Origin of the sequence: Syntrophotalea acetylenica, from assembly GCF_001888165.1 — a bacterium.
In the GTDB taxonomy this organism is placed as follows: domain Bacteria; phylum Desulfobacterota; class Desulfuromonadia; order Desulfuromonadales; family Syntrophotaleaceae; genus Syntrophotalea; species Syntrophotalea acetylenica.
The window spans coordinates 2,817,616-2,835,614 of the sequence record NZ_CP015455.1 but is presented as its reverse complement, the minus strand read 5'-3'; the positions used below and the strand labels follow the sequence as shown (position 1 = coordinate 2,835,614).

The following is a 17,999-nucleotide window of genomic DNA, read 5'->3' as shown; positions in this document are numbered from 1 at the left end:
CCATGATGCGATTGCTGTCATTTGACGATGCCGGATTCGAATCCGCCCTCGGTGCGATTGTCGCGCGGGGGAAAAGCCCCCCGAGGGGGTCGAGGAGACCGTGCGGGAAATTCTGGAGGCGGTACGGTTGCGCAAAGATGCAGCGCTGCTCGAATATACCGCCCGTTTCGACGGCATGAATCTTACCCCCGCCGGGCTGGAAGTTTCACCCGCCGAGATCGACGCGGCGCTGGCCGCTGTCGACACGGTATCGCTGCAGGCGCTGCAACTGGCCGCCGATCGTATCGCTGCCTTCCATCGTCGCCAGAAAACCGAAACATGGTTGACCACCGACGAGCAGGACGTCGTGCTGGGCCAGATGGTGCAGCCCCTGGAACGGGTCGGGATCTATGTGCCTGGCGGTAAGGCCAGTTACCCCTCCTCGGTACTGATGAACGCCATTCCCGCCAAGGTTGCCGGCGTGGAAGAGGTTGTCATGGTGGTGCCGATGCCGCGCGGGGAAGTCAATCCCCATGTGCTGGCGGCGGCGCATCTGGCCGGCGTCGACCGTATTTTTAAAATCGGTGGCGCCCAGGCGGTTGCCGCGCTGGCCTACGGCACCGAGACCGTACCGCGGGTCGACAAGATCACCGGCCCGGGTAACATCTATGTCGCCACTGCTAAAAAAATGGTATTCGGCCAGGTCGACATCGACATGATCGCCGGGCCGAGCGAAATACTGGTGATCAATGACGGCAGCGGCAGCCCGGAGCATATTGCCGTCGACCTGCTGTCCCAGGCCGAGCACGACGAATTGGCGGCCGCTATTCTGGTGACCACCGATGCCGGTTTCGGCCGCCGTGTGCAGCAGGCCGTGGAGGAGCATCTGTCCACCCTGCAGCGGGCCGCCATCGCGCGCCGTTCCATCGAAGATTTCGGCGCCATCCTGATCGCCAGGGATCTGGACGAAGCGGTGGCGCTGAGCAACCGCATCGCTCCGGAGCATCTGGAGTTGGCGGTAAGCGATGCCTTTTCCCTGCTGCCGAAAATCCGCCATGCGGGCGCCATTTTTATGGGGCACCACTGCCCCGAAGCGGCAGGCGATTATCTGGCCGGCCCCAACCATACCCTGCCGACCGGCGGCACGGCGCGTTTCTTCTCGCCACTGGGCGTGGACGACTTCGTCAAGAAATCGAGCATTATCTCTTTTTCCCGGGCGGGGCTGCGGCGGCTGGGTCCAGCCATCGTGCATCTGGCCGGGTTGGAGGGGCTCGAAGCCCATGGGCGTTCGGTCAGCATTCGCCTCAGCGATCTCTAGTTCCCGTCCTTGTGGGCGGGCCTTTCACAGCCTGTGTCAACCATCTGCTGGCAAGGGGGTTAGCCATGTCTCGCAGCGCCACCATCGATCGACAGACCGGGGAGACCAACATCCATTTGAGCCTGACCCTCGACGGCCGGGGGGAAAGCCGTATCGACACGCCGGTTCCCTTTATGAACCACATGCTGACGTTGCTGTCCCGTCACGGTTTTTTCGACCTGACGGTTGCGGCCGAAGGCGATATCGAGGTCGACGACCACCACTCGGTGGAAGACCTGGGGATCTGTCTCGGGCAGGCGTTCGCCGCGGCCCTCGGCGATAAACGGGGCATCCGCCGTTACGGTGCCGCGACTGTCCCCATGGACGAGACCCTGGCCTCGGTGTGCCTCGATTTTTCGGGACGGGCCTGCCTGGTCTACAACATGGATCTTCCCAAAGCCAAGCTCGGTACCTTCGACGTGGAACTGGTCGAGGAGTTTTTTACCGCATTCTGTAACCACGCCGGGGCCAACGTGCACGTCAATCTGGTCTACGGCCGTAATCTGCACCACATGATCGAAGGCGTTTTCAAGGCCTTCGCGCGGGCATTGGACGAGGCTACCGGTGTCGATCCCCGCATCGAAGGGGTGCTGTCCACCAAAGGAAAGCTGTAACGGATGATTGTGATTGTCGATTACGGGATGGGCAATCTGCGCAGCGTGCAGAAAGGCTTCGAAAAGGTCGGCTTCGAGGCCCGGGTGACGGACGATCCGGCGGTCGTGGCCAGGGCCGACAGGCTGGTGCTGCCCGGCGTAGGCGCGTTTCGCGATTGCATGGACCAATTAACCAGCGGCGGCTTCGTCGAGCCGATTCTGCGGCATGTGGAATCCGGTCGGCCGTTCCTCGGCATCTGTCTGGGGCTGCAGTTGCTGTTTACCGAAAGCGAGGAGTTCGGCCATCACAAGGGGTTGAACATCGTCCCCGGACGGGTGGTGCGCTTCCCGGGGACATGCGCTGCCGAAGCGAGGTGCTCAAGGTGCCGCACATGGGCTGGAACCAGATCGATATCCGCCGTCCGGCCCCTATTTTCAACGGGATCGAAAACGGCGAGTCGGTCTATTTCGTGCATTCCTATTATGTCGTGCCCGAGGATGACTCGGTGGTTGCCGCAACCACCGACTACGGTCGCACCTTTTGTACCGCCATCTGGCGGGACAACCTCATGGCGACCCAGTTTCACCCCGAAAAGAGCCAGCGGGTCGGCTTGAAAATCCTCAAAAACTTCGGAGAGTTATAATGATTGTCATCCCGGCTATCGATTTGAAGGAAGGGCGCTGCGTACGTCTCGAGCAGGGCCTTATGGAGAAGGATACGGTCTACAGCGACGATCCCGGCGCCCAGGCCCGCAGCTGGCAGGAGCAGGGCGGCGAATTGCTGCACATCGTCGATCTCGACGGCGCTTTTGCCGGCGTGCCGCGCAATCGTGACGCTATTCGCGCCATTGTCGACGCGGTTTCCATCCCCACCGAACTGGGAGGAGGGATCCGCGACCTGGCGACCATCGAGGCCTACCTGAAGCTCGGTATCGATCGGGTGATCCTCGGCACGGTCGCCAAGGAAAACCCGGATCTGGTGCGCGAGGCCTGCCGCCTGTTTTCCGGGCACATTGTGGTCGGCATCGATGCCCGCGACGGCTTGGTGGCGGTGCGCGGCTGGGCCGACGTGACCGAAAAACTGGCCAGCGAACTGGCCAGGGAGATGGAGGGCTTCGGCGTCGAGGCGATCATTTATACCGATATCTCCCGCGACGGCATGATGGGCGGTCCCAATCTGGAGGCGACCCGCGCCCTGGCCGAATCGATTGAGATCCCCGTTATCGCATCCGGGGGCGTGTCCTGTCTCGACGATATCGCGCGCCTGATGACCATTGAAAAGTACGGCGTGAGCGGCGTGATTACCGGCAAGGCTCTCTACACCGGCAGCCTCGATCTGCGCGAAGCCGTGGCGCTGACCAAGGGTAAAGCCTGATTCCGCGCCGATTTTGAGGATTCCGACAAAGCCTGCAATTTTGATCTTTGCCTATAAATTGAATCTTTACCGTGGAGAGCGCTGAGTCCACGGAGACGGGTCTTTGGTTTGAATGCTTCCTTTGCGACCTCAGTGGTCTCCGCGGTGCAAAATCCGGTTTTTCCCGGTTTTTGATCCAATTAATTAACTCGCAGCCCTTGTAATCGGGCCGCGGCGTTCTTATCTTGTGAAGGGCGAGTCATGCTGACGAAACGTATTATCCCCTGTCTCGATGTCAAGGACGGGCGGGTGGTCAAGGGAGTGCAGTTCCTCGAACTGCGCGATGCCGGCGACCCGGTTGAGGCCGCCGAAGCCTACGATGCCCAGGGCGCCGACGAACTGACCTTTCTCGACATCACCGCCTCCAGCGACAAGCGCAATATCATTCTCGATGTGGTGGCGCGCACCGCGGAGCGGGTGTTCATGCCCCTGACCGTCGGTGGCGGCATCCGTACCATCGACGATATCCGCAACCTGCTCAACGCCGGGGCCGACAAGGTATCCATCAATACGGAAGCGGTCAACAACCCCGCCTTCGTCAAGGAGGCGGCAGAGCGTTTCGGATCCCAATGCATCGTGGTGGCCATCGATGCCCGACGCGTTGCCGGCAGCGATCCGCAGCGCTGGGAAGTCTATATTCATGGTGGCCGCACGCCGACCGGCATCGATGCCATGGAGTGGGCGATGCGCATGGAGGCTTACGGCGCCGGCGAAATCCTGCTGACGTCCATGGACAAGGACGGCACCAAGGACGGCTACGATATTCCTCTGACCCGTGGCATCAGCGATCTGGTGAGTATCCCGGTCATCGCCTCCGGGGGCGTCGGCAATCTGGAGCATATCCATCAGGGACTGACCGAAGGCGGTGCCAGTGCTGCCCTCGCCGCCAGTATTTTTCACTTCCGCGAGTACACGATCCGCGAATGCAAGGAATATCTGCAGCAGCGCGGCGTGGCGGCGCGGCTGTAAGTGGGCGCTACGGCCGGGAGACAGAACCATGACCGATCAGAACAACATCACCTACGATGCCGCAGGACTCATCCCCGCGGTGGTGCGCTGCGCCGCCAGCGGCGAAGTGCTGATGCTTTCGCAGCTCAATGACCAGGCCCTGCGGCTGAGCCTGGAAACCGGCCTGCTGCATCGCTACTCGCGTTCCAGAAAGGCGCTGGTGGGTCCCGATGCCGGCAACGCCCAGCGGGTGAAGGAGATCCGCCTGAGCTGCTCCGGTGACAGCCTGCTGGTGTCGGTGGAGCAGGATGGCGAATCGCGCCATTGTTTCAAGACCGTGATTTTCGGACAGCAAGGCTCTCTGGCCGCGCCCCGGGGCGATATCCTGGAGCAGGTTTACCGGGTGGTGCTGGAGCGACGCGACAACCCGTCGCAGAAGTCCTATGTGGCTTCCCTGTTTGCCAAGGGCCTTGACAAGATTCTCGGCAAAATCGGCGAGGAAGCCACCGAGACCGCGGTGGCCGGCAAGGGTGGCAGCGCCGACGAAGTGGTTTACGAAGTCGCCGATCTGTTTTTTCACGTACTGGTACTGCTCGGTTATTACGATTTGCCGCCGGAGCGCGTCTATGCCGAATTGCGGCGGCGGTTCGGCCTGTCCGGCATCGAGGAAAAGGCCAGCCGCAAGGGGTGAAACACATCTTGCGCGCGGGCCGTGGCGGCAGGTGTGTGAGTCGAGGTCCCGAAATTGCCGGTTTCCGTTGACGTTTTTCATAAAAGGTGGGTCAGCATGAGTCTCAAACAACAGCTTAGCGATGCCATGAAATCAGCCATGAAGGCCAAGGACAGTCTGCGTCTCACAACCGTGCGCATGGTACTGGCGGCGGTCAAAAACCGCGAGATCGAGCAGCGCGGCGAGCTGGCCGACGAAGAGGTGGTCGGTGTCCTGTCTTCCCTGGTCAAACAGCGCAAGGAGTCGGTGCAGCTTTACAGGGAAGGCGGCCGCGCCGAATTGGCCGAAAAGGAAGAAGCCGAGTTGGCCATTCTGCAGGAATTCCTGCCGGCACCCCTCGCTGTTGAGGAAATCGCCTCCCTGATCGAACGGGCAGTGGCCGAGACCGGAGCCGCAGGCCCCCGCGACATGGGCAAGGTGATGAAGATCGTTTCCGCCGAAACCCGCGGCCGCGCCGACGGCAAGCTGGTCAGCGACATGGTCAGGGAGCGCCTCGCCCACGGATAATGCCTATGGAGGGTGTCGCATGAATGTTGTCGATATGGCCATACTCGCCGTTCTGGGCCTGTTCCTCGTCAAGGGGCTGGTGCGGGGCCTGCTCAAGGAACTCTGTTCCCTGCTCGGCCTGTTCGGCGGGTTGGCGGTCGCCATGCGGTTTCATCCCTACCTGGCTGAAGGCTTGCTCAAAACCTTTTCCATGCCGCGTCAGCTGGGCGTGATTATCGCGTTTGTCGCCCTGTTTTTACTGACGGCCTTGATTTTTGCGATAATCGGGTTTATTCTGTCACGTTTCGTCAAGTTGCTTTTTCTCGGAGGCTTCAACAGGGTTGCCGGTGGCCTGTTCGGACTGCTGCAGGGTGGAGCGATATTGATTCTGGTTCTGTACGGGCTGAGTCGCAGCCCGCTTCCCGAATCCGTGCAAAAACCCATGCTTCAGTCACGTCTGGCGCCGCCCCTTGTTGAAATGGGCGCCTCCCTGTTCCGCTACGGCGGGCCGGCCGATTCCGCGTCGGGAAGCGAGTCCTGAAACATTATGCAGGTCCATGGAGTTGATGAGCGAAGAAACCCTGCGGGTTCTCGAATACGATAAAGTTGTCCGACTGCTGGCCGGCCATGCCGTCACCGAGCCGGGACAGGAGCGGATTCTGGCTCTGCATCCGCTCGATAATCCGGCCCAGGTGATCGAAGCGCTGGCGGAGGTTGCCGAAATGGCGGCGCTTGTCGAGCAGCAGGGACGTCCACCCCTGGGTGGTTGTCGTGATCTGCGCCGCAGTTTGCGACGGCTGCATGCGGACGGCAGCTGGCTGCCGGCCGAAGATCTGCTGGCCGTACTGTCTTCAGTGGAAGCCGCGGCTGCTTGCCGTGGCTATTTTGCCGGGCAGTCCCGTGCTCCGAAACTGGGGCTGCTGGCTGCGGGGCTGGCGGCCTGCAACGCTCTGCAGCGGGAAATCCGCGCCAGTATCGGTAGTCACGGTGAAATTCTGGATAGCGCTTCCTTCGAACTCGGCGATCTGCGCCAGTCATCTCGGCAGTTGCGTGCCCGCATTCGCCGCAAACTCGAAGACATGCTGCATGCCGAAGCATTCAACGGCGTTTTTCAGGATACCATCGTCACCGAGCGCAACGGCCGTTATGTAGTACCGGTGCGTGCCGATCACCGTGGCCGCATCAAGGGGCTGATTCACGACGAGTCGGCCAGCGGACAGACCCTGTTTGTCGAACCGAACAGCGTGCTGGAGTGGAACAACGAACTGCAGGCGCTGCAGCGCGCCGAACAGCGGGAAGAAGAGCGCATTCTGCGGCGCCTGTCCGCCCTGGTGCGGGATCAGCGTGGGCCGCTGGAACACAACCAGAACTTGCTGGCGCTCTTCGATCTGCGGGGGGCGGCCGCCAGGTTCGGGCAGATGTGCGGCGCGGTCGTACCGCAAATCGTCGACCAGCCGCTGCTCGACCTGCGTGCCGCGCGGCATCCGTTACTGATGATCGGGCCGCATGGGGAGATCGATGCGGCCAGGGCTGTTCCGGTTGATCTGAAGCTCGGCCGGGATCGTCAGGTTCTGGTGATCAGCGGACCCAACACCGGTGGCAAGAGTGTTGCCCTGAAAACCATCGGTCTTCTGGTGCTCATGGTGCGCTCCGGCCTGCCGGTTCCCTGCGATGCGGACAGCCGGCTGTTTCTGTTTTCGTCGGTGCATGCCGATATTGGCGACGAGCAGAGTATCGAGCAGCAGCTTTCCACTTTTTCCGGGCATCTTGCCCGCCTGCGCCGGATTCTCGAGGCGGCGGGTCCCGGTACCCTGGTGTTGCTGGACGAGCTCGGTACAGGCACCGATCCCGCCGAGGGCGGTGCTCTGGCCATGGCCATCCTGGACCATCTGCGGAATGCGGGGGTGCGTGCGGTGGCCACGACCCATCTGAACCTGATCAAAGGCTATGCCGCCACCCGGGACGGCGTGGAAAATGCAGCGGTTGAATTCGATCCTGTCACGCTGCGGCCGACCTATCGATTGCATTACGGCATCCCCGGTGCCAGCCAGGCCTTTACCATCGCCCGTCGTCTCGGTTTGCCTGACGAAATCATGCGGTGCGCCGAGGATTACCTCGGAGACGGCGAAAAGGCCGGGCTGGAGCTGATGGAAAGGATCAATGCCCGGCAGCACGCCCTCGAACAGGAACTGGCCGAAGCCCGAAAATTGCGGGCGCGAGCCGAGCAGGAGCGGGCGCGGCGCAAAAAACTGCTGGATGATTTCGAGGCACAACGGCAGGCGCTGCTGGAAAAAGCCCGGCGTCGCGGCGATCAGCTGGTGCGCGATGCCGAACGCAAGATCAGGGATTTGCTGCAGCAGGCCCGGGAAACCGGACAGCAGGTGCCAGAGCAGGCCCGGCTGACCACCGAGATGCGCGCCGTGCGCGATGATCTGCATCGGGCGCAACCCGTGCCGCCGCACCGGGACCGTGCCCCGAAGTCGGTGACCGTCGGAGAGCTGGTACGCATCCCCACACTGCGCGCCGAAGGCGAAGTGGTGCGGGTACAGGGCGACGCCATCGAGATGACCGTGCAGGGCAAAAAGCTGCGCCTGCCGCTGGCGTCGCTGGAGGCCTTTCGTCCACGGCGGTTCGCGGTTCGTCAGAGTGGCGGCGCGGTGCGCGGCAGGGTGCAGCGTGACGCCTTCAGCCCGCGTCTGATGCTGGTCGGCAAGCGGGTCGACGAGGCTTTGCCGCTGCTGGAGCGGTTTGTGGATGATGCTCTGCTGCATGGCATGCCGGAACTGGAAATCGTGCACGGCTCCGGTGAAGGGGTGCTGCGCAAGGTGGTGCGGGAATTTCTCGCCGAACATCGCGAAGTGGCGGGATTCCATGCGGCGGACGTCGGGCAGGGCGGCGACAACGTGACGCTGGTGCAGTTGAGAAAGACATGACGGGCAGAATCGCGGAGGACAAGGTTGAGCAAATCCGCACGCGGGCCGATATCGTCGAGGTGATCTCGGATTACGTTTCGCTGAAACGTTCCGGCCGCAATCACGTCGGCCTGTGTCCGTTTCATGCGGAAAAGACGCCGTCTTTCAACGTCAATGCCGACCGGCAGATTTATCATTGTTTCGGTTGCGGTGTCGGCGGCGACGTGTTTGCCTTCCTGATGAATATCGAGGGTCTGAATTTCCCTGACGCCGTGCGGCGTCTCGGCGAACGTTACGGGATCGAGGTCGAGGAAGAGCAGGTTACTCCGGAGGAGGAGCGGCGGCGCGAAGAACGTGAACGGATGTTGCGGGTCGTTGAAGTGGCCTGTGATTTTTACCATCGGCTGCTGGTGGAAGATCCCCAGGGCAAGCCGGCCCGTGACTATTTGCGCCAGCGCGGATTCGATGGCGAGTTGGCCCGGCAGTTCCGCCTCGGATGGGCGCCCGGGGGTGGGAAGCGCTGGCGAAGCACCTGCGAGCGAAGGGTTTTGATCCGGTCTGGGCACGGGACCGGATCGGTCTGATCCGTGCCAGTCATGAACAGGGACGAGGCGATTACGATCTGTTCCGGGCCCGGCTGCTGTTTCCGATTTTCGACGAGCGAGGTCGGGCCGTGGCCTTCGGCGGACGTCTTCTGCAGGGCAGCGGGCCCAAATATATCAATTCCCCCGAATCGCCTATTTACCATAAAAGCCGGGTCCTGTACGGACTCTGCCAGGCGCGGGACGCCATGCGCCAAAGCGGTGACGCTATCGTGGTGGAGGGCTATTTCGATCAGATGGCCCTGTATCGGGCGGGGTTCTGCAATGCCGTGGCCACCTGCGGTACGGCTCTGACCGCGGAGCATGTACGGTTGCTCAAGCGTTTCGCCGACCGTGTGCTGCTATTGTTTGATCAGGATGATGCCGGTCGCAAGGCGACCGTTCGCGCCATGGACGTGCTGGTGCCCGAAGGGCTTCAGACCATGGTGGTGACCCTGGATGCCGGTGAGGATCCTGATTCCTTTCTGTGCAAGCACGATGCGGATGACATGCGCGAACGGCTGGCGGCGGCACGTCCGGCGCTGGAAATGTTCATGGCCCAGACCCTGGAGGAGCACGGGGCCGGGATCGAAAACCGGGCCAGGGCGGTGGAAAAGATTCTCGCCAGACTGCGACTGTTGCCGGGCGACATCGAAAGGGACCTTTATCTGAAGGAGCTGGCCTCCCGAACCGGGCTGGATGAAGCGCTGCTGCGTCGCAAGGTGCGACCCGTGGCGCAGCCCAGCGTGCCGCCGCGCGTCTCAGTGGTCACCGCGCGGCCACCGGCGGCGGTAGATTCCCGGGCGGTTGCGGCGGCGCCGAGCGTGGCGCTCAAGGCGCAGCGGATTCTGCTGCGGCTGCTGCTCAGTTACGAGGTGGCCCGGGACGAAGCCCGGCGCATCGGGATCGATGAGTTGTTCGATGCGGGGGATATGCACCTGCTTGCCGAACGGGCCGTCGCCCTTCCGGCGGAAAACGCTCCGCTCGAGGAAAAAATGCGAATTGATGACCTGGACGCGACCCAGCAGGGGCTGCTTTCGGGTATCCTGATAGAAGACGAAGGACTGTATGCGGAAAATTCCGACGAGCTTTTCCAGCAGTGCCGCGAAACGGTGAAGAAAGAGCGCATGAAGCAGCGGTTACAGCAACTGCAGGGGCTGATGCGCGAGGCCGAAAGAGGTCAGGATTTCAGTGGACTGGCAAACTGGCAGCGTGAATTTCAGGAATTGACGCGCAGACTCAAAGGGTAATTTTCCAAATCGGTACTTAACAAACCGATGACTTCCAATATTTGCAGGAAGTCCAGAGGAGAACATCGAGAATGGCCAAGAAGCATGGCATGGAAGAAGTGCAGCAGCTTATCGATATGGGCAAGGAAAAAGGTTACCTTACCTATGATGAGGTGAACGATTATCTTCCGGAAAGCGTTGTTTCTTCCGACCAGCTGGACGATGTCATGAGCCTGTTCGGGGAAATGGACATCGAGGTGGTCGATTCGGAGCAAAAGGTGTCTCTGCCCCAGACCCAGGGGGAAGGTGATGAAGAAGGCGGCGAATCCGGAGAGGAAGAGGAAACCGAATACGAAGCCGGGACCCTGGGACGGACCAGCGATCCGGTGCGCATGTATCTGCGCGAGATGGGACAGGTTTCCCTGTTGACCCGTGAGGGCGAAGTCGAGATTGCCAAGCGCATCGAGGAAGGTGAGGCGCTGGTTGCCAGGGTGATCATGAAGACGCCCATCGCCTTTCGCGAAGTGATCCGCCTGGGTGAAAAACTCGCCAGGGAACAGATTGGCGTGGCCGAGATCACCAAGGAGTACGAAGAGGAAGAGGGCGCCGATGCCGAAGGGGTGCAGCGGGAGCGCATTCTGGGGCTGGTGGAAAAGATCCGTCAGCATAACGAGCAGCTCATGGAGCTGCGCCAGCGGCTGGCTGACTGTGGGGACCGTCAGCAACGCAACGCACTGCGTACCCAGATCGGAGATATCAAGCTCGTCATCAGCGAGTTGATGCGTGAAATCCGCCTGAAGGACTTTCAGGTTGACAAGATTGTCGACCGACTCAAGGAGATGGCGCAGCAGGTCAAGAAAGGACTTTCCGAGGTGCAGGCCTGCGAGGATGAGCTTAAGCAGCCTCACAAGGAAATCAAGCGGTTGCTGCGGCGCATGCGCAAAAGCGACGAGGAAGCGCACCGCATCTCGCAGGAGCTGAATGTCCCCGTCGATACCCTGCTTTCGGTGGAAAAGCGTCTCAAGGGCGCGCAGCGCAAGTTCAACCGTGTCGAGGAGGAATCAGGTTTCGCACCGGAGGAGCTGCTGGAGTCCCTCAAGGAAGTGCAGAAGGGCGAGTGGCGCGCCAAGGCGGCCAAGAGCGAACTGGTCGAGGCCAACTTGCGGCTGGTGGTTTCCATCGCCAAGAAATACACCAATCGCGGCTTGCAGTTTCTGGATCTGATTCAGGAAGGCAACATCGGCCTGATGAAAGCCGTCGACAAGTTCGAATATCAGCGCGGTTACAAATTTTCCACCTATGCGACCTGGTGGATCAGGCAGGCCATTACCCGCGCCATTGCCGATCAGGCGCGCACCATCCGCATCCCGGTGCATATGATTGAAACCATCAACAAACTGATCCGTACCAGCCGTCAACTGGTGCAGGAGATGGGGCGTGAACCGGTGCCCGAGGAAATTGCCGAGCGCATGGAATTGCCGCTGGAAAAGGTGCGGCGGGTTCTCAAGATCGCCAAGGAGCCGATCAGCCTCGAAACGCCCATCGGTGAGGAAGAGGATTCTTCCCTGGGGGATTTTATCGAGGACAAGGGCGTGGTGTCGCCGCTGGAGGCGGTCATCAAGAGCAACCTGTCGGATCAGACGGCGCGGGTGCTGGCATCGCTGACACCGCGGGAAGAGAAGGTTCTGCGCATGCGCTTCGGTATCGGCGAAAAATCCGATCATACCCTGGAAGAGGTCGGGCAGGACTTCGCCGTTACCCGTGAACGCATTCGCCAGATCGAGGCCAAGGCGCTGCGCAAACTGCGTCACCCCAGCCGCGCCAAGCGGCTGAAGAGTTTCGTGGAAACCACTTGACACGATGAATCCGAAATTTTAAACTGATGGACTGTTCCGGGCCTATAGCTCAGTTGGTAGAGCCACCGGCTCATAACCGGTTGGTCCCAGGTTCGAATCCTGGTGGGCCCACCACTCGGATGGGTGATGAGGCGAGAACTCACGAATACATACAGTACCACCCCTGCTACCGAAGAGTGCAACGATAGAGTTGCACTCTTCTTTTTTCAAACTGGCTGCTTATGAAGGAATGCACCGTTCGCGTACAAGATCTGCTTGGCTTGCTGAACCGCCTGTATCCGCCGGCTTTGGCCGAAAGCTGGGACAATGTCGGCCTGCAGGCCGGGGATCCCGCAGCCCCGGTGCGTCGCGTCCTGGTCTGTCTGGATGTCTGTGAAGCGGCTCTGGATCGGGCGTTGCAGGCCGGAGTCCAGGTCATTGTCAGCCACCACCCGGCGATCTTCCAGCCCTTGAAACGCATCAGCGCCGCCGATGAAACCGGGCGCCTGCTGATGCGGGCGATTCGTGAAGGGGTTGCCATTATCAGCGCCCACACCAATCTCGATTGCGCGACAAACGGTCTCAACGATTGGCTCGCTGCGATTCTCGGCATCGAAAAAACCACGCCGCTGAAAGCCTGCGGCGGCACCCTGTTCAAGCTCGCGGTTTACGTTCCCAGAGGCTACGAGGAACGGGTGGCCTCGGCGCTTTTCGAGGCCGGCGCCGGAACCGTCGGCGATTACGACCGCTGTTCCTTCCGCGTTGATGGCACCGGCACTTTTCGCTCCGGACAGGACTGCCGGCCATTTATCGGCCAACCGGGCAGCATGGAGCAGGTCGCCGAGGTTCGCATCGAAACCGTTCTGACGCCCGAGGTGCAGGCCCGTGCCATTCAGCGCATGCTCAAGGCCCATCCCTACGAGGAGGTGGCCTACGATCTGGTGCCGCTGGCCAACCAGCGCCCGGATGTCGGACTCGGTCGCATCGGTTATCTGGCGGGTTCCGCCACCCTCGGCAGCTTTGCCCGGAATGTCAAGCTCGGCCTGGGGGTTCCGCATCTTCGTGTTGTCGGAGATTTGGAGCAACAGGTGGCCAAGGTTGCCGTGTGCGGAGGCAGCGGCGCTTCTCTGCTGGGTGAAGCCGTCCGGCAGGGCGCCGATGTGCTGGTCACCGGTGACGTGAAATACCACGAGGCGCTCGTGGCCCGTTCCGGCAGGGTGGCACTGATCGATGCCGGCCATTTCGGTACGGAACATATCATGGTCAAGCACCTGGCCGCAGCGTTGCGCGAGGCCGCTGCGGAACGGCGCATGACCGTGGAATTCGAAGAACTCGGGGGGAGCAGGATCCGTTTGTTACGGTCTGATCCCCCCTTTTTATTGGTAGACGGCAGTAAAAAAGGTATTACCGGAGAACCAGGGAGGCAACAACGTGCACGAACAAATAGAACTTCTCAGGGCTTTGCAGGAACTCGACCGTGAATTGAATGGCATCCGTCAGGAACGCCGCAACCTGGAGAAGGAACAAGCGGATCTGGAAAGTGAAAAGCTGCGCATACAGGCCATGGTGGATAGCCTGGATGAGGAGATAAGCGGCTTTCAGAGCCAGATAGAAGAACTTCATCAGGGGTTGGCTCAGGAAGATGTCCACGTCAGGCGCTCAGAAGACCGGTTGCCGGAGATCAAAACCCAGAAGGAATATCTGGCGGTGCTCAAGGAGATCGATGCCACCAAAAAGATGACCAAGGATCTGACCGCGCAATGCGATGAAAAATTGGCTCGCATCGCCGATCTCCAGGCTGAAAAAGAGGAAAAGCTCGGTCAGCTGGAAGAACTCAAGGCCCGCTCCGAGGCGCGCGGTAATGAGATTACCGAAGCTCTCGGCGCCTGTGATAAAATGCTTGAGGAAAAGGCCGGTCAGCGCAGCACGCATTTCGATCCGCTCCCCAAGCAACTTCAGAAGCGCTATGCCCTGCTTATGGAGCGGCGTGGCGGAGTGGCTGTTGTGGAAGCGCGTGACGGCAACTGCACCGGCTGTCACATGCACCTGCCGCCGCAGCTGTTCAACAGCCTGTTCCTGGAGCCGCAGATTCAGAGTTGCCCCCATTGCAACCGGCTGCTGTTCGTGACCGGGCGAGAAGACTGACAATTACCATGGGATGGTCAAAGAAAGCCAGGTGATCGCCGGCCTGCCCCGCTGAGGCGGAGGTGGGCGGGAGGAAAGTCCGGGCTCCGCAGGGCAGGATGGTTCCTAACGGGAACCGGGGGCGACCCCAGGGAAAGTGCCACAGAAAGTAAACCGCCCGCAACGCCTCGGCAAGGCGGGTAAGGGTGAAACGGTGAGGTAAGAGCTCACCAGTTCCGGCGGTGACGCCGGAAGCTCGGTAAACCCCATCCGGAGCAAGGCCAAATAGGGAAGTGTTTGAGGGCGGCCCGCCCGAGACTTCCGGGTTGGCTGCTTGAGGCCGCCGGCGACGGCGGTCCTAGAGGAATGATCATCGCCCTGCATGCGGGTAACCGGTGCGGGGAACAGGACCCGGCTTACGGCTCTCTTTGGCCATCCTTTTTTATCCCGACCATGTTTCAGAAAACCGGGACAGCGGCACGGGCCAACGGCACCGTGCCGCTTGACGTTGGAGCCTGATGATTCAGCAACGACACCAACTGTGGCAACGCACCCTGCGCTCCGTCGCAGCGGACTTTCAAGCCCTTGGAGATGAACAGCGGTCATGGATCGGCGAGGCGGTGCGCCGCATCGGCCGCGGCCAGCAGCAGCTGCACGCGCTGTTTCTGGCCGCCGACGGGCCTTCCCTGTGCAGCCGCTGTCAAGGCGCCTGCTGTGCCTGCGGTACCCATCATTTCACCCTGGTCAATCTTCTCGCCTGGCTGGCCGAAGGCTTGTCCCCCCCGACCCCGACTTTGCCCTGACCTGCCCTTTTCTCGCAGCCGATGGCTGCCGCCTGGCCGTTGACAAACGCCCGTTCAATTGCGTCATTTTTCTGTGTGAACAGGTGTGGGAGCGCCTGACGCCGGTGCAGCAGCAACAGGCCCGGCAGCTGGAAGACATGCTGCGGCGGCAATACCTGGCCTTCAGCCAGCGCTTCGCGGGCGCCAGCCCGCACGGCCTGTTGATCCGTGCGGAGCGTCTGAACGGGCAGGGCTTGCTTGCGGCACCGGGTTCGCAGGCATCCGCGTCGGATTGCGGCGCCTGATTCTGTCTTTACGGAGGATTGTATTTCATGGATATCCACTTCAAGCAGCCCAACGGCCGGCTCGATGAACTGGTGCAGGAACTGGTGGATCTTGCCGGTGTGCATCATCCCGGGATTGTCAGGGAGATGCTGTTGGCCACCCTCTCCGCCGGTCAGGAAATCGATTATCTGGCCGATCTGAAGCTGATGCGCACCACCCTGAAGGAAATGAGCTTTACCAACCGCCTGTTCGGCGCCCACCGGGAGCGCAAGAAGGTTACCATATTCGGCTCCGCCCGCACCGGCAGGGAAGCGCCGATTTACCAGAAATGCGTGAGCTTTGCGCGGCTCCTGGCGGACAAGGGCTACATGGTGATAACCGGCGGCGGCGGCGGCATCATGCAGGCCGGCAACGAAGGCGCCGGCGCCGAAAATTCCTTTGCCGTCAACATCCGCCTGCCCCATGAACAGGAAACCAACCCGGTGATGAGCCAGAGCCCCAATGTCATCACCTATAAATACTTCTTTAACCGTAAAGTGGCTTTCCTCAAAGAGGCTGCCGCCGTGGCCCTGTTTCCCGGCGGATTTGGCACCCTCGACGAAGCCATGGAAACCCTTACCCTGATGCAGACCGGCAAAAATCCGCCGATTCCACTGGTGCTCATCGATAGTGACGAGGGCGATTACTGGGAGCGGGTGTTGAGTTTCATGAAAGACCCGCTGCTCAAGGCGGGTCTGATTTCCGGCGAGGATTTCAGCCTTTTCTCCATCACCCGCGATCCGGCCGAGGCGGTGGCCATCATCGATGCTTTTTACCGGGTCTACCATTCCATGCGGTTTGTCGGCAAGACCCTGGTCATCCGCCTCAATAAACCGCTGTCGCGGGAACAGATCGAGACGCTGGAGGACGAATTCCCCGAAATCAAGGAGCCCGACTGCCATTTGCAACAAACCGGGCCGCTGCCTGCCGAGAAGGATCAGCCCGATCTGCTGCCGCTGCCGCGTCTATCCTTCGAGTTCAACCGGCGCAGTTACGGCCTGCTGCTGGCATTTATCCGGCGACTGAATACCTTTTGAGCCGGCCGATCCCGCGCGAAGGAAAGGAAAAGCCCATGACCAGACATTCCCACTGTTCGTTCTGCGGCCATCCGTTTATCGACAATCAGCCCTGGCCCCGGACCTGCAGCAACTGCGGCCAGATCAGCTTTCTCAACCCGCTGCCGGTGGTGGTGATGCTGCTGCCCGTCGATGACGGCCTGCTGCAGATCCGTCGCGGCATCGAGCCGGGCCTCGGCAAGTGGGCCTTTCCCGGGGGCTACGTCAATCTCGGTGAAACCTGGCAGGAAGCCGGTGCCCGGGAGGTGCTGGAGGAGACCCATGTAACGCTGGACCCCGGGGAAATCCGCGAGTTCCGGGTGCGCAGCGCCCCGGACGGGACGCTGCTTATTTTCGGTCTTTCGGCGCCGCGCCGCGCGGCGGATCTGCCCGATTTCGTTCCGACCGACGAAACCACCGAGCGCGCTGTGCGGACCGCCCTGACCGGCATGGCCTTCCAGCTGCATGCCGAGGCCGGCATGGCCTATTTTTCCCGCCGGGAATACTGAAACCGATCCGTTAGCGGGCGGCACCGTCCGGTGCCGCACCGCCGCGCCTTTCTCAGGCTGTTTCAGGGGCCTTGCCGAAGAGCCGGTCGGTAAGTCTGACGTACCATGCCGCCGCCTGGACCTGTACGATATAGGCCATGGCGATAATAATGGCGATTTCCGCCCCCTTATCCCGAAAAACCGTCATGGCGATGGCCAGCGCGATGCTCAGGTTGCGCATCACCGTGCCATAGACCAGGGCAATGGCTTCACCCCGTGGAAAGTACAGTTTCCCCACCACCGTGCTCAGCAGGAAGTTGATCAGATACAAAAGGACCAGCGGTGCCAGATAACCCAGCAGCATGCCGGGGTTGCCGAGGATGCTGCCGGATTTGAGCGCCATGGCGACAAATACAATGCCGAGCACGCCTGCGGTGGACAGCATGGGAAATTTCTTCTTCAGGTCACGCTGGTAAGCCTCCTGCCCGTAGCGGCGGATCAGCCATTTCTGCGTAAGGTAACCCAGCACCATGGGCACAAAAACGATAAGGATGATCTGCTTGAAGACATCGAGCAGCGGGATTTCGATCACGGTCCCCATCAGCCATTTGGCATAAAACGGCGTGGCAATGGATCCCGCCACCAGCCCGATGACCGTCATTTTGATGGCGGCATTGATGTCCCCGCCGGCAAACCCGGTCCAGGTGATGGTCATGCCGCTGGTCGGCAGCAGTGCCGCAAGCAGCAGGCCGAGCACCACCATCGGCTGGCCGGGGAAAAACCAGCGGCCCAGAAAGAAAGCCACGAAGGGAATAATGGCGAAATTAATGATCTGCGTCACCAGTTGACAGCGCTGACCTTCCCTGGAAAAAACCTTGTCGATCTGCAGGTTGACCATCATGGGATAAACCATCAGAAAGGTCAGGGGGATGATGCTCCCCTTGAGGGGAGATGCGTCCAGAAACCGGCCATACAAAAGCCCGGCAATCATCATGGCGGGAATGGTCCAGATCAGGTTTTTTTGCAGGTAAGACAGAATCTTCCACATAAATCCTCCTTGAAACGACCGCTGGGAAACCACGTGCCTAAAAGATATGAATATATCTATAATACAATCATGGAACCTGACAAGCGATTTTTTGTTCTGCTGTCGTGTATTGGA

The 17,999-nt window shown here is 60.8% G+C and carries 17 protein-coding genes, 1 tRNA gene, 1 other RNA gene and 2 pseudogenes; 20 read left to right on the top strand and 1 reads right to left on the bottom strand.

Annotated elements, in window-relative coordinates; all coding sequences use genetic code 11:
* The first annotated feature begins 5 nt into the window (after positions 1-5).
* The 20 genes and pseudogenes from hisD (at position 6) to A6070_RS13235 (ending at position 16,858) form a co-directional block, all read left to right on the top strand.
* Positions 6-1,297 (top strand): annotated as a pseudogene (gene hisD / locus A6070_RS13325) (histidinol dehydrogenase).
* 65 nt (positions 1,298-1,362) lie between these two features.
* Positions 1,363-1,950 (top strand): imidazoleglycerol-phosphate dehydratase HisB, encoded by a 588-nt coding sequence (gene hisB, locus A6070_RS13320; RefSeq protein ID WP_072286228.1) that lies wholly within the window; start codon positions 1,363-1,365, stop codon positions 1,948-1,950.
* Between the two features lie 3 nt (positions 1,951-1,953).
* A pseudogene (hisH, locus tag A6070_RS16775) lies at positions 1,954-2,573 on the top strand (imidazole glycerol phosphate synthase subunit HisH).
* Positions 2,573-3,304, top strand: a complete 732-nt coding sequence (gene hisA, locus A6070_RS13310) for a 1-(5-phosphoribosyl)-5-[(5-phosphoribosylamino)methylideneamino]imidazole-4-carboxamide isomerase (protein WP_072286226.1) — start codon at positions 2,573-2,575, stop codon at positions 3,302-3,304. Before hisH ends, hisA begins: the two are co-directional and overlap by 1 nt.
* A 240-nt stretch (positions 3,305-3,544) precedes the next feature.
* A complete protein-coding gene (gene hisF / locus A6070_RS13305) occupies positions 3,545-4,312 on the top strand; it encodes an imidazole glycerol phosphate synthase subunit HisF (RefSeq protein ID WP_072286225.1) in 768 nt (255 codons plus the stop codon).
* Between the two features lie 28 nt (positions 4,313-4,340).
* Complete coding sequence (locus A6070_RS16580) at positions 4,341-4,982, top strand: phosphoribosyl-ATP diphosphatase (RefSeq protein ID WP_072286224.1); 642 nt, start codon at positions 4,341-4,343, stop codon at positions 4,980-4,982.
* A gap of 96 nt (positions 4,983-5,078) precedes the next feature.
* The gene (locus A6070_RS13295) at positions 5,079-5,528 is read left to right on the top strand and encodes a GatB/YqeY domain-containing protein (RefSeq protein ID WP_072286223.1); all 450 of its coding nucleotides are present in this window, start codon (positions 5,079-5,081) and stop codon (positions 5,526-5,528) included.
* A gap of 19 nt (positions 5,529-5,547) precedes the next feature.
* Complete coding sequence (locus A6070_RS13290; protein ID WP_072286222.1) at positions 5,548-6,048, top strand: CvpA family protein; 501 nt, start codon at positions 5,548-5,550, stop codon at positions 6,046-6,048.
* A gap of 25 nt (positions 6,049-6,073) precedes the next feature.
* Entirely contained in the window at positions 6,074-8,440 is a 2,367-nt protein-coding gene (locus A6070_RS13285; RefSeq protein WP_072286221.1) for an endonuclease MutS2, read from the top strand.
* The gene (locus A6070_RS16170) at positions 8,437-9,003 is read left to right on the top strand and encodes a CHC2 zinc finger domain-containing protein (RefSeq protein ID WP_236718886.1); all 567 of its coding nucleotides are present in this window, start codon (positions 8,437-8,439) and stop codon (positions 9,001-9,003) included. The genes A6070_RS13285 and A6070_RS16170 overlap by 4 nt, the downstream gene beginning before the upstream one ends.
* Positions 8,916-10,250 carry a DNA primase gene (locus A6070_RS13280; protein WP_236718885.1) on the top strand — a complete coding sequence of 445 codons (1,335 nt, stop codon included), beginning with the start codon at positions 8,916-8,918 and terminating at the stop codon, positions 10,248-10,250. The genes A6070_RS16170 and A6070_RS13280 overlap by 88 nt, the downstream gene beginning before the upstream one ends.
* Before the next feature lie 71 nt (positions 10,251-10,321).
* Positions 10,322-12,085 (top strand): RNA polymerase sigma factor RpoD, encoded by a 1,764-nt coding sequence (gene rpoD, locus A6070_RS13275; protein ID WP_072286219.1) that lies wholly within the window; start codon positions 10,322-10,324, stop codon positions 12,083-12,085.
* A gap of 38 nt (positions 12,086-12,123) precedes the next feature.
* Positions 12,124-12,199, top strand: a tRNA-Ile gene (locus A6070_RS13270).
* A gap of 107 nt (positions 12,200-12,306) precedes the next feature.
* Complete coding sequence (locus tag A6070_RS13265; protein ID WP_145926368.1) at positions 12,307-13,545, top strand: Nif3-like dinuclear metal center hexameric protein; 1,239 nt, start codon at positions 12,307-12,309, stop codon at positions 13,543-13,545.
* Complete coding sequence (locus A6070_RS13260; RefSeq protein ID WP_072286218.1) at positions 13,496-14,209, top strand: zinc ribbon domain-containing protein; 714 nt, start codon at positions 13,496-13,498, stop codon at positions 14,207-14,209. The genes A6070_RS13265 and A6070_RS13260 overlap by 50 nt, the downstream gene beginning before the upstream one ends.
* A 19-nt stretch (positions 14,210-14,228) precedes the next feature.
* Positions 14,229-14,622, top strand: an RNA gene (gene rnpB / locus A6070_RS13255) — RNase P RNA component class A.
* 84 nt (positions 14,623-14,706) lie between these two features.
* Positions 14,707-14,991 carry a hypothetical protein gene (locus A6070_RS13250; protein WP_072502105.1) on the top strand — a complete coding sequence of 95 codons (285 nt, stop codon included), beginning with the start codon at positions 14,707-14,709 and terminating at the stop codon, positions 14,989-14,991.
* A 104-nt stretch (positions 14,992-15,095) separates the two neighbouring features.
* On the top strand, positions 15,096-15,275 hold the full coding sequence (locus tag A6070_RS13245; RefSeq protein WP_072502104.1) for a hypothetical protein: 180 nt from the start codon (positions 15,096-15,098) through the stop codon (positions 15,273-15,275).
* Between the two features lie 27 nt (positions 15,276-15,302).
* Positions 15,303-16,331, top strand: a complete 1,029-nt coding sequence (locus A6070_RS13240; RefSeq protein ID WP_072286216.1) for an LOG family protein — start codon at positions 15,303-15,305, stop codon at positions 16,329-16,331.
* A 35-nt stretch (positions 16,332-16,366) separates the two neighbouring features.
* Complete coding sequence (locus A6070_RS13235) at positions 16,367-16,858, top strand: NUDIX domain-containing protein (RefSeq protein WP_072286215.1); 492 nt, start codon at positions 16,367-16,369, stop codon at positions 16,856-16,858.
* A 52-nt stretch (positions 16,859-16,910) separates the two neighbouring features.
* On the opposite strand, the gene A6070_RS13230 is transcribed toward A6070_RS13235, so the two are convergent.
* Positions 16,911-17,885 (bottom strand): arsenic resistance protein, encoded by a 975-nt coding sequence (locus A6070_RS13230; protein WP_072286214.1) that lies wholly within the window; start codon positions 17,883-17,885, stop codon positions 16,911-16,913.
* Positions 17,886-17,999 lie beyond the last annotated feature (114 nt).